This is a genomic window from Streptococcus bovismuti (assembly GCF_042436615.2).
Lineage (GTDB): Bacteria > Bacillota > Bacilli > Lactobacillales > Streptococcaceae > Streptococcus.
In genome coordinates, this window is record NZ_JBHMFR020000001.1 from 34,021 (window position 1) to 47,534 (window position 13,514).

Consider the following 13,514-nt stretch of genomic DNA (forward strand, 5'->3'; position numbering starts at 1 on the left):
TTATGTAAGCACTTTAAAAAAGAGTTATTTTTATTTGAAAATGATATAATGGAAGGACAAAAGAAAGGAAGTATTTATGGAGCAAAAAGAGAAACATTTTAGCCTATCTTGGTTTTTCAAGTGGTTTTTGGATAACAAGGCAATTACGGTATTCTTAGTAACCTTGTTATTGGGACTGAATCTTTTTATTTTAAGTAAGATTAGTTTTCTATTTTCACCGGTTTTAGACTTTTTGACTGTCGTGATGTTGCCAGTGATCTTATCTGGTTTGCTATATTATTTATTGAATCCTATTGTTGATTGGTTGGAGAAGCATAAGGTTAAACGTGTTATAGCGATTAGTATTGTCTTTGTGATTATCGCCCTCTTTATCATTTGGGGCTTGGCAGTGGCTATTCCAAATCTGCAGCGTCAGGTCTTAACATTTGCAAGAAATGTACCAATCTATCTCGAAGATGCAGACAGAGTTATTAATGATTTGGTCACTAAGCGTTTACCAGATGATTTCAGGCCTCAGTTAGAGCAAGTTTTGACAAACTTCTCAAGTCAGGCTACAGTTTGGGCAAGTAAAGTTTCTTCTCAGGCAGTCAACTGGGTGAGCGCCTTTATTAGCGGGGCTTCTCAAGTGATTGTTGCCTTGATTATCGTTCCTTTCATGCTCTTTTATCTCTTACGTGATGGAAAAGGACTACGTCACTATTTGACCCAATTCATGCCAACGAAATTGAAAGAACCTGTTGGACAAGTTTTATCAGATGTGAATCAACAGTTGTCCAACTATGTTCGAGGGCAAGTAACAGTAGCTATTATTGTTGCGGTAATGTTTATGATTTTCTTCAAGATCATTGGTCTACGCTATGCAGTTACGTTGGGTGTTACTGCTGGTATTTTAAATCTGGTTCCTTATTTGGGTAGCTTCTTAGCCATGCTTCCTGCCCTAGTATTGGGCTTGATTGCTGGGCCAGTCATGCTTTTAAAAGTAGTGATTGTCTTTATTGTAGAACAAACTATTGAAGGCCGTTTTGTCTCTCCATTGATTTTGGGAAGTCAATTAAACATCCATCCTATTAATGTTCTCTTTGTTTTGTTAACTTCAGGATCCATGTTTGGTATCTGGGGAGTTTTACTTGGTATTCCGGTTTATGCTTCTGCTAAAGTTGTCATTTCAGCCATTTTCGAATGGTACAAGGTAGTCAGTGGCCTATATGAAGAAGAGGGCGAGGAAGTCAAGAGTGAACAATAGTCAACAGATGTTACATGCTTTGGAAGAGCAAGATTTAGCCAAGGCAGAGCACTATTTCGCCGAAGCTTTAGAAAATGATCCAAGTGACCTTCTGTATGAGTTAGCAACTTATCTTGAAGGAATTGGTTTCTATCCTCAGGCCAAGGAAATTTACCTGAAAATCGTAGAGGATTTCCCAGAGCTTCATCTTAATCTAGCAACAATCGCTAGCGAGGATGGTCAAATCGAAGAAGCCTTTGCTTATCTTGAGGAAATCCAAGCTGACAGTGACTGGTATGTCTCGGCTTTGCTTCTTAAGGCAGATCTTTACCAGTTGGAAGGTTTGACAGATGTGGCGCGTGAGAAACTGCTGGAGGCTTTGACCTACTCAGAGGATCCTCTCTTAATATTTGGCTTGGCAGAGTTGGATAGTGAGTTGGAAAATTACCAAGAAGCTATTCAAGGCTATGCCCAGTTAGATAATCGCTCAATTTATGAGCAAACAGGCATTTCTACCTATCAACGAATTGGCTTTGCCTATGCTCAGTTAGGGAAATTTGAAACGGCTACAGAGTTTTTGGAAAAAGCCCTGGAGTTAGAATACGATGACCTAACAGCTTTTGAGCTGGCCAGCCTTTACTTTGATCAAGAAGAATACCAAAAAGCTGTCCTCTATTTTAAGCAGATCGATACCATTTCTCCTGACTTTGAAGGCTATGAGTATGGGTACAGTCAGGCCTTACATAAGGAACACCAAGTTCAAGAAGCCCTGCGTATCGCTAAGCAAGGATTAGAGAAAAATCCCTTTGAAACTCGTCTCTTGCTGGCTGCTTCACAATTTTCTTATGAATTGCATGATGCTAGTGATGCAGAGAACTACCTCCTTACTGCTAAAGAAGATGCTGAGGATACGGAAGAAATCTTACTCCGTCTAGCTACTATTTATCTGGAGCAGGAGCGTTATGAGGATATTCTAGACTTGCAGAGCGAAGAGCCAGAAAATCTCTTGACCAAGTGGATGATTGCTCGTTCCTATCAAGAAATGGACGATTTGGATACTGCCTATGAGCTTTACCAAGAATTAGTAGGGGATTTGAAGGACAATCCAGAGTTTCTGGAACACTATATCTATCTTTTGCGTGAATTAGGTTACTTTGAGGAAGCAAAAGTCAATGCACAAACTTATTTAAAACTGGTTCCAGATGATGTGCAAATGCAAGACTTATTTGAGAGATTATAAGAATATATTTTTAAAACTGTATCTTATCATTTTTGATAGATATAGTTTTTCGTTTTAAAGAGAATTTTTTTACAAAAATTATTGGTTATTTTGTTTATTTATGCTATAATAGGAACAATTATTTTTAGGAGGTGCAGTATGTCTTATTTGTTTGAGATATTACCGAGTTTATTGAGCGGTGCAAGCATGACTTTGCAGGTTTTTGCACTGGTCTTGATTTTTTCTATTCCCTTGGGCGTTTTGATTGCCTTTGCCTTGCAAGTCCATTGGAAGCCCCTCCATCATTTGATTAATATTTATATTTGGATTATGCGAGGCACACCCTTGCTCTTGCAATTAATCTTTATCTATTATGTGCTGCCAAGTATTGGGATTCGTTTGGACCGTCTTCCTGCGGCTATCATTGCCTTTGTGTTGAATTATGCGGCTTACTTTGCTGAAATCTTCCGTGGAGGGATTGATACCATTCCTAACGGTCAATATGAGGCTGCTAAGGTCTTGAAATTCAGTCCTTTTGACACAGTACGCTATATTATCTTGCCCCAAGTGACCAAGATTGTTCTTCCTAGCGTATTTAACGAAGTCATGAGTTTGGTCAAGGATACTTCTCTGGTCTATGCTCTAGGTATTTCAGACCTTATCTTGGCGAGTCGAACAGCTGCAAACCGTGATGCTAGTCTGGTTCCAATGTTCTTAGCAGGAGCCATTTACTTGATTTTGATTGGGATTGTGACCATTCTTGCCAAAAAAGTTGAGAAGAAGTACAGTTACTATAGATAGGAGGCTGCCATGTTAGAATTACGAAATATCAATAAAGTCTTTGGTGAAAAGCAAATTTTATCCAATTTCAGTCTAAAAATTCCTGAAAAGCAAATCCTAGCTATCGTTGGGCCTTCTGGTGGAGGTAAGACAACCCTCTTACGTATGCTTGCGGGTCTTGAAACCATTGATTCAGGGCAAATCTTTTATAATGGAGAATCTTTAGAACTGGATGAACTAGAGAAGCGGAATTTACTGGGATTTGTATTCCAAGATTTTCAACTTTTTCCTCATTTATCCGTTCTAGACAATTTGACCTTATCGCCCGTAAAAACCATGAGAATGAAGCAAGAAGAGACTGAGAAGAAGGCGCGAGGGCTTTTGGAACAATTAGGACTGGCTGGTCATGCAGACGCCTATCCTTTCTCACTATCTGGTGGTCAAAAGCAGCGGGTAGCCTTAGCGCGTGCTATGATGATTGACCCAGAAATCATTGGCTACGATGAACCAACTTCTGCACTTGATCCAGAATTGCGCTTGGAAGTGGAAAAACTGATCTTGCAAAATAGGGAACTTGGCATGACGCAGATTGTGGTTACCCACGATTTACAGTTCGCTGAAAATATCGCAGATCAGATTCTCAAGGTTGAGCCCAAGTAGGAGGTGCCAATGACTAATAAGAAAATTGCTTTAGTATTGGTTTCTCTCCTGACTCTTTTTTTAACAGCTTGTACTCAGAAGGCTAGTGATCCAAAGCAGGATAACTGGGATAAATATCAAGAGCAGGGGACCATTACTATTGGTTTTGACAATACCTTTGTACCCATGGGTTTTGAAGAAAAGAATGGCCAATATACAGGCTTTGATATTGACTTAGCACAAGCTGTCTCTGAAAAATTAGGTTTTAAGGTTCAATTTCAACCCATTGACTGGGATATGAAGGAGACGGAACTGCAAAATGGAACCATTGATGCCATCTGGAATGGCTATTCTGCCACTGATGAACGCCGAGAGAAAGTTGCCTTTAGCATTCCATATATGGAAAATCAGCAAGTTCTGGTTACGAAGAAAAGCCAGCAGATTCGTTCAGTAGAGGATATGAAGGATAAGACCTTGGGAGCCCAAGCAGGTTCCTCTGGTTATTTAGACTTTGAAGCCCAGCCAGATTTACTGAAAAATCGTGTCAAAGATCAGAAGGCTAATCAGTACCAGAGTTTTAATGAGGCCTTGATTGACTTGAAAAATGATCGGATTGATGCCTTGTTGATTGACCGAGTGTATGCTAATTACTATCTCCAGTCTGAGGGGATATTAAATGACTACAATGTCTTTTCAGCAGGATTTGAAAGTGAATCCTTTGCGGTCGGAGTTAGACCAGCTGATAAAAGATTATTAACAGCATTAAACCAGGCCTTTATCGAACTATACCAAGAAGGAAAGTTCCAGGAAATCAGCCAAAAATGGTTTGGAGAAGATGTGGCAACAAAAGAAGTGAAAGAAGGAATCTAAATGACGGTTTCTTCTTTTTATTTATAATATAAGAGTAAGATATCGCTTGACAGATTGATTATTGTTCGATAATATATTAAGTGGAAATATAACATATCACTATATTTATTTGTGGTTTAAAGTTATTTTTTACATCAAAGTATCATATATTAACAATTCATGTTATGTTGGAGGAATCTATTTATGTTTAATTCTAAAGGACGATATGTTCGTCAATCGCAGGTGGAGAAATTCATACGTTACAGTATTCGTAAGGTCAGCTTCGGTGCGGCTAGTGTGGCTGTAGCTACTGGACTGTTTTTCCTTGGTGGAGGAAGCGTCCAAGCGGCTGAACAACTAACTAACCCAGAACCTACAGAAGTTCAAAAATCTCAAAATCTAAATGATAAGTCTTCGGAAACCTCTAAGGAAGTTACTGGACAAGGATCTGTTACTGCTAAAGAGACCGATGGACAAAATAATACTTCTCTAAAAGAGTCTACTACTGACAAACAAGCCAGTGAAGCTGAAACTCCAAATCTAGTGACGGAAAAAGTTGCTATTAATACAGCATCGTTAGAAGATTTAGTTGCTAAAGCTGAAAGTAGATTGAGTCAATTAACTGAAGGAAAGAAAACAAAATCAGTCATTGATGATGCTAAAAATTTGGTTCATAAAGCAAAAGAGCTTTTAAATGATGATACAAAAACACAGTCAAACGTTGATGCACTTGCTAAACAACTTTCAAGTAGCCTTATCATTTTAAACAGTATCAATTCAGAAGCAACTGAAGAAGAAAAAGTAAATAAAAACCAAGATCCACGAAACGGAAAAGAAATTCCAGGAAAAGGGGAGAGTGGGTTTAGAACTGACTCATCTAACAACGATGCAGCAACTACTTCTACAACAACTACAGGAACTAGTGATACAATCACACCAACAAATCCAGCGCAACCAACTGCGAAAAATATTATCGGAAGCACAAGTACAGTATCACGAGAAAACTTTACTGGTTGGGATACCTATACAATGCCGTTCGGAAGTCGCCATCCAGGTCAAGGTGATTTAGGTGTTAATACTCCAGAGAAAATAGCAGATGCTGCTGACTTAGAGTTTAGAGTGTTCTCTGATCAAAGAGCTGGTACAAGACCTAGTCCTGGACCATCTAACTATACTTATGATGGTAAAGAGAGTGATGTAAAGGCTCGTATTGACTATGGATTGAAACTTCCTGCTGAAGAAGTCCAAAAAATTATAGAAGAAGCTCCACTATGGCGTGGAAAGCTAAGATATAATGGAACTAGTATTTCAAGTCAAATCCCAGCAACTTACTATGGAAATGGACCTTATGAATATCTGCTTTCTAGTATCTATAAACTTGGATATGAACAAGGTATTGATAAAGTATACATTAAAGATGTAAGTAAACGTATTGAAGTAACAGAAGCTGCTAAAAAGGCTGGTTGGACTGTTTCAGATTTCAATGTGTCCAATTTCCCGAATGGTTTATTTTATGACAAAGCAACAGATAGTGTGCAAGGGGTTGTAACACATAGAAGTCCATTTAACTATCAACAAGTAAAAGCTCGAGTAACGTTTAAAAATACTATTACTGGAAAAAGTGTTACGATTCCACTAGATGATCATAGATTTGGTGGAACAGCATGGAAAGATGGAACACCACCAACACTAGAAATTAACGATACTGTTAAAGAAGGGAAAGTTGGAGAAGCACTAACTGTTCCAGTAGAATATAGAGATGCTGGAGCTTCGCATGCTGGGGTACCAAATGATAGAAGAGTTTCTTATACTTTAACGAATGAAAATGGAACCCCAATTGGACGTACAACTACAATTACAGAAACTGTAGGACGTGCTATTCTGGGTGTTTCTGGAGCGAAGATTACAGGAACGACAGGTACTGGTGCTGCTACTCCTACAGAATTAACAGGAAATGAGACAAAAATTCCAGGTGTAGGTTTTACAATTGCATCAGCTGATATGACTGAGAATAATCCGAATGGATTCAAAGGAACACCAACTGAAGCTGGGATTTACAGAGTTTCAATTTATGCAAGAGATTATCAAGAGACAAATGCTAATGAGGCATACGCACACGCAACCTTTAAAATTGCACCTGAAGTGACAATAAAAAATATTCATGCTTACGATACAGAAGTTCCGATTACAATTTCTAAAGGGGCTTCAGAAGCGACAATTACATTACCAGATGGAACAAATACAAAAATTGTTGCTAAAGATGGTAAATGGATTGTATCAGAAACAACAAATACTGCTGTAAATGTCAATGATGAAATTGGTACAGTTGGTGAAACTTTCAATCTAAAAGTTCTTCCAACAGCAACAGCAAATGCCGCAACAGATACGATTAACGTAACTGCAAATAGTGAAAATATTACAGCAACGTTTACACGAGCCGAAGTAACATTAAAAACGCAACTAGGAGAAAATGTAGCAGCAACATTCAATAAAACTAGTGGTCGTTGGGAATTATCTGGTGAGACTGCTGAGAAGAAAACTCCTAACAGTGACGGTACAACAACATGGTTAAAACGTGACCTATATGTTGATGTGAATAAAGATGGAGAAACAATCTTTAATGTTTACGAATATACTCGTACATTAAACGCAGAAGGAAAAGTTACAGCCGTTAATAATGTATCTCGTACATTAACGACGTATAAAAAAGAAAATACGGCGAACAGTTCAGCAGATTCAGCAACTGATACTAATAAAGGAATGGTTGTAACTGTAAAATATGATAAAGGATTAAATAAATGGTCTGCTGATGATAACTCTACTGTAACAGCTACAAAAACTGGAGATAAGTGGACGATTTCAACTACATCAGGATTTAAAGGAACAGTTGATGCAGTAGAAACAGCAAGTTCTTCAGATAAAGCGTCTATATTAAATGATGCTCCGTCTATTAGCTCAAGTTTATATACTACTGTAAAAGGTGCTACAGTAGATTTAGTAAAACAAAAATCAGCTGCAGTAACAATTACAGATACAGAAGATGATGCGACAAGTGCTCCAAATAAAAAGGAAACAACAGTTACAAAAGTAACGTTAACATCTCCTTCAGGAACAGTAACAGAATATAGCAGTGCAGCAGAAGCAGCAACTGTTAAATTATCAGAAGTAGGTACTTACACAGTTAAAGTTGAAGTAAAAGATAGTAACGGAAATATCGTTACTGCAGATACTGAAACGGATACTGGAACAAATAAAGGTGCCGAAACTGCAGTGAATTCAACTACTTATACAATTACGGTGAAAGATCAAGAAACGAATAAATTGTATACAGTTGAAGATGATACTGTAACAAATGATCAGTTGAAAGAAAAAGTAAACCCTACAGCTGTAGACGGTTTTACTGCAACTAAAAATGATATTGCAGATATTCCTATAACAGCTAAAAAAGCTGGTCAAACACTAGAAGTAGCAGCAACAGTAAATTATACAAAAGGAACTGAAACAATTCCTGTAGAAACTAAAGTAGATGTTGTAGTTTTACCAAAAGTAGAACCAACAGGTGTAACAGTTCTTAAAGATAGCACTGGTTTAGATGAAGCAGTTAAAGCGAAAGCAGTAGAAGCAGCAACTGCAGTTCCAACTGATAAATTGCCAGATGGTGTAACTGTAAGAGTTAAAGAAGTTAAAGCAGGAACAGTACCGGCAACAACAGCAACTGGAGTACAAAAGCCAGCAACAGCAGTTGTAGAGTATGTAAAAGATGGTAAAGTAGTTGCAACTAGAGAAGTAACAGTCCCAGTAACAGTAGTAGGTTCAACAGCTAAGAAATTAGTAGTATTTGAAGGGGACACTGTTACAAAAGATGATGTGAAAGGTGCTGTAACACCAGGTACAGACGGAACAAAAGGTGAACCTGTCATTGCTGAAGATATTACTGCTAAAGCAGGAAATAAAGAAGCGACAATCCCGGTAACATATGATAATTGTAAGTTAACCGAAACTGTGAAAGTTCCAGTAACAGTTTTACCAAAACCAGAAGCAGATGAAATTCTTGTTCCTAAAAATGGTGACAAAGATAAAGCAAAAGAAAAAGTACTTGCTCAAGCTGAAAAAGCGATTGCTGATGGAACATTTACAGGTAAACTACCACAAGGTGCTAGAGTTGAGATTGATAAAACAGCTACAGTAACAGTTCCTGACTTAACAGATGATACTGAAGTGGATGTGACTGTTAAATACATTGTAGATGATGAAGAGAAAACAACAACTGTTAAAGTACCAGTTACAGTAGTTGAAGGTATACCACAAATCGTCCCAGTTGATGAAAACAACAAACAACCAGATCCAGAAAAGAGCATTGATAAAACAGATTATCCAGAAGGATCTACATTTAGATATAAGACTCCAGATGGGCAAACATCTCCAATCGATGTAACAACAACTGGTGATAAGAATGTGATTGTTGAAGTACTTGATCCACAAGGAAATACAATCGTTGAAGTACCAGCAACTGTACGTGTAGTAGATAGTACACCACAATTTGTAGTAGCAAATCCAGCTAAGAAACAACCTGAAGCGAAAGATAGTGTTACACCAGGAGAATATCCAGATGGCACAACATTTGAATACAAAACACCAGTAGATACAACAACTGCAGGTGAAAAAGATGTAACTGTTGTAGCTAAGTTAAATGGTCAACCAATTGCAGAAGTTCATGCGAAAGTAGTAGTTGTAGATCCTAAGACACAATACGTAGTAGCAGATCCAAGCAAACAACAACCGGATGCAGCTAAGAGCATTGATCCAGAACAATACCCAGAAGGAACAACATTTGAGTATAAGACTCCAGTAGATACAACAACACCAGGAGAAAAAGATGTAGTTGTCATTGCAAAAGATGGAAATGATACACTTGTAGAAGTACCAACAAAAGTGAAAGTTGTACAAGGTTACCCACAAATTGTTCCAGTAGATGAAGGTAAGAAACAACCATCACCTGAAGATAGCATTGATTCGAATGATTATCCAGATGATGCAACATTTGAGTATAAAGAAGAAGTAGATACATCTAAACCAGGTGATAAGAAAGTTACCGTTGTTGTGAAACAAGGGGATAAGGTATTAGTTGAAGTGCCATCTACAGTTCGTGTAGTGGAAGGTTATCCTAAATATGTACCAGTAGACCCAGCTAAGAAACAGCCAGATCCAAAAGAAAACATTAATCCAAATGATTTCCCAACTGGAACAACATTTGAATATAAAGATAACACTCCAGTAGATACAACAACTCCGGGCGAAAAAGATGTAACAGTTGTAGCGAAGTTAAACGGACAACCAATTACAGAAATTCCAGCGAAAATTGTTGTTGTAGAATCTAAGACACAATATGTTCCAGTGAATGCTGAAAACGATAAGAGACCAAAACCACAAGATAGCATTACACCGGATGATTATCCAGAAGGATCAACATTTGAGTACAAGACTCCAGAAGGACAAACAACTCCATATGATGGATCAACACCAGGTGAAAAAGACGTTACTGTAGTCGTGAAAGATTCAGATGGAGATACAATTGTAGAAGTACCTGCGAAGATTAAAGTCGTTCAAGGCAAAGAACAATTAACTCCAGTAAATGCTGAAGATAAAGATAAACCTAAAGCTGAAGATAGTATCACACCAAGTGACTATCCAAAAGGTTCAACGTTCGAATACAAAGTTCCAGAAGGACAAACAACTCCATATGATGGAACAACTCCAGGGGATAAACCAGTTACAGTAGTTGTAAAAGATAAAGATGGGAAAGTGTTAGTAGAAGTTCCAGCTACTATTAAAGTAGTTGAAACAAAACCAACACCAATTGAAACACCTGTAACAAATACGCCGTTAAAAGAAGAAGACTATACTAGAGGTCTAAATATTCCAGACGGAGCAACAGCTAAAGTAGGAGAATTACCAGATTTAACAATACCTGGAGAAAAAACTCCTGTAAAAGTAACGATTACATTACCAAATGGTAAATCTTATACTGTAGATATTCCTGTAACAGTCACACCAGTTAAGGAAATCGAAACACCAGTTACAACAGAAAAACTGACTCCAGAGAATGTATTAAAACAAATTAAAGTACCAGAAGGAGCAACAACTAAGGTAGGAGATCTTCCAGACTTAACAACACCAGGTAAGAAAGACCCAGTGAAAGTAACGATTACATTACCAAATGGCAAAGTAGTGACAGTAGACGTACCAGTAACAGTCACACCAGTTAAGGAAATTGAAACACCAGTTACAACAGCTAAATTGACTCCAGAGGATATTTTAAAACAAATTAAAGTGCCAGAAGGAGCAACAACTAAGGTAGGAGATCTTCCAGACTTAACAACACCAGGTAAGAAAGATCCAGTAAAGGTAACAGTAACATTACCAAATGGAAAAGTGATTACAGTAGAAGTACCGGTAAATGTAACACCAATTAAGGAAATCGAAACACCAGTCACAACAGCTAAATTGACTCCAGAGGATATTTTAAAACAAATCAAAGTACCAGAAGGAGCAACAGTTAAAGTAGGAGATCTTCCAGACTTAACAACGCCAGGTAAGAAAGATCCAGTGAAGGTAACAGTAATATTAGCAAATGGTAAAGTAGTGACAGTAGACGTACCAGTAACAGTAACACCAATTAAGGAAATCGAAACACCAGTCACAACAGACAAATTGACTCCAGAAGATATCTTGAAACAAATCAAAGTACCAGAAGGAGCAAGAACTAAGGTAGGAGATCTTCCAGACTTAACAACACCAGGTAAGAAAGATCCAGTTAAAGTAACGGTTGAATTACCAAATGGCAAAGTTATTACAGTAGAAGTCCCAGTGAATGTAACGCCGGTTAAGGAAATCGAAACACCAGTGACGAATACACCTTTAACAAAAGATGATATTTCTAAATATGTTAAAGTTCCAGAAGGTGGAAAAGTAACGAACGTTGAAAACATTCCAGACTTAACAACGCCAGGTAAGAAAGATCCAGTTAAAGTAACGGTAGAACTACCAAATGGCAAAGTAATCACAGTAGAAGTTCCAGTGAATGTAACACCAATTACACCAATTGAAACACCAGTCACAACAGCTAAATTGACTCCAGAGGATATTTTAAAACAAATCAAAGTACCAGATGGAGCAACAACTAAGGTAGAAAACATTCCAGACTTAACAACACCAGGTAAGAAGGATCCTGTAAAAGTAACGATTACATTACCAAACGGTAAAGTTGTGACTGTAGAAATTCCAGTAAATGTTACACCTATTGAAGATATTGTTAAAAAACAAGGAGATCCAATTACTGCTGAGGATGTTGAAAAACACATTCCAAAAGGAGTAAAAATTATCAATATTGGTGATAAACCTACAACAGATATTCCAGGTGAAAGACCAAGTATCCCAGTAGTGATTGAATTACCAAATGGAATTCGCGTAACGATGAACATTCCAGTAATCGTAACACCGAAAGTAACACCTGTAGTAGTTCCAGTAGGGACACCAGTTACGCCAGAAGATGTTAAGAAACACATAGAATTGCCAAAAGGATGGAAAGTAACAAAAGTAGGAGAAATTCCAACAACAACTACACCAGGAACAAAACCAGTCGTTTCAGTAGAGATTGAATTACCAGATGGTCGTAAGATTACTGTCGATGTACCAGTCATCGTTACGCCAACCGTAAGACAAATTGTTGTACCACAAGGAACTCCAATCACACCAGACGATGTGAAAGGGCATATCGATCTTCCAAAAGAACCAGGATGGGAAATTATTGAAGTAGGAGAAATCCCAACAACAATTCCTGCTGGAGTGAAACCAAGCGTTAAAGTGAAGATTAAAGTTCCAACTGGAGAAATTATTGAAGTAGAGGTACCAATTATCGTAACACCGACAGTAACTCCTATTGTAGTGGAAGTTGGAACACCGATTACTGAAGATGAAGTGAAAAAACATGTGGACCTTCCAGAAGGATGGAAGATTACTAAAGTTGGAGAAATTCCAACAACAAATACACCTGGTGACAAACCATCTGTAACAGTAGAATTAGAGTTGCCAGACGGACGTAAAGTGACAGTGGATGTTCCTGTGAAAGTCACTCCTAAATCTAATCATGTTAATAATCAAGGAAATAATGGTAGTTCAGCTACTCATATCGTAACACGTTACCAAGATGGTGATGGTAAAGAAATTTCTCCAGAAGAAAATGGTAGCCATGGACCTAAGACTTTAGAAGGTTATGAATATATTGGTACTAAAACAGATAAAAATGGCAATGTGATTCATACCTATAAGAAAGTAGTTACTCCAACTCGTTCTGAGCAACCTGTTTCGCCAGTTCGTCCTACAGATCCAGAAAAACCAGTAGCTACTCCAACTCAGGTTAGTCGAACAGAATCAAATCAGGCAGTTAGTGAAACAACCGTAGCCAATGACAAGAAGGAATTGCCAAATACTGGTACGGAGGATAAGGCTGGTTTAGCTAGTCTTGGACTTCTTGGAATGTTGAGTGCATTCGGACTGGTAGCTCGTAAGAAAAAAGAAGACTAATACTCTTCGAAAATCTCTTCAAACCACGTCAGCTTCACCTTGCCGTAGATATGCTAGTCTTATCTACAACCTCAAAACTGTGTTTTGAGCAACCTGCGGCTAGCTTCCTAGTTTGCACTTTGATTTTCATTGAGTATAGGAAAGAAATTTCCTTTCTAAAGTCCGATAGAAAAATAGACTGAGGTGAAAACTTCAGTCTATTTCTTTTGGATATGAAAATAT

Annotated in this window: 6 protein-coding genes; all 6 read left to right on the plus strand. The window is 37.9% G+C overall.

Features of this window, described 5'->3' with window-relative positions:
* Positions 1-76: 76 nt before the first annotated feature.
* The 6 genes from ACERDH_RS00155 to ACERDH_RS00180 all read left to right on the plus strand — a co-directional run bounded on the left by ACERDH_RS00155 (position 77) and on the right by ACERDH_RS00180 (position 13,292).
* Positions 77-1,243: an AI-2E family transporter gene (locus ACERDH_RS00155; RefSeq protein ID WP_386680773.1), complete on the plus strand. Its 1,167-nt coding sequence runs from the start codon at positions 77-79 to the stop codon at positions 1,241-1,243.
* Complete coding sequence (locus ACERDH_RS00160; protein WP_261104733.1) at positions 1,233-2,462, plus strand: tetratricopeptide repeat protein; 1,230 nt, start codon at positions 1,233-1,235, stop codon at positions 2,460-2,462. Before ACERDH_RS00155 ends, ACERDH_RS00160 begins: the two co-directional genes overlap by 11 nt.
* Before the next feature lie 138 nt (positions 2,463-2,600).
* Positions 2,601-3,242, plus strand: a complete 642-nt coding sequence (locus ACERDH_RS00165) for an amino acid ABC transporter permease (RefSeq protein ID WP_020902748.1) — start codon at positions 2,601-2,603, stop codon at positions 3,240-3,242.
* Positions 3,243-3,251: 9 nt separating this feature from the next.
* Positions 3,252-3,881, plus strand: coding sequence for an amino acid ABC transporter ATP-binding protein (locus ACERDH_RS00170; RefSeq protein WP_203180450.1), 630 nt, complete (start codon positions 3,252-3,254; stop codon positions 3,879-3,881).
* 9 nt (positions 3,882-3,890) lie between these two features.
* On the plus strand, positions 3,891-4,730 hold the full coding sequence (locus ACERDH_RS00175; RefSeq protein ID WP_261071267.1) for an amino acid ABC transporter substrate-binding protein: 840 nt from the start codon (positions 3,891-3,893) through the stop codon (positions 4,728-4,730).
* 183 nt (positions 4,731-4,913) lie between these two features.
* Positions 4,914-13,292 carry a Rib/alpha-like domain-containing protein gene (locus tag ACERDH_RS00180; RefSeq protein WP_386680779.1) on the plus strand — a complete coding sequence of 2,793 codons (8,379 nt, stop codon included), beginning with the start codon at positions 4,914-4,916 and terminating at the stop codon, positions 13,290-13,292.
* Positions 13,293-13,514 lie beyond the last annotated feature (222 nt).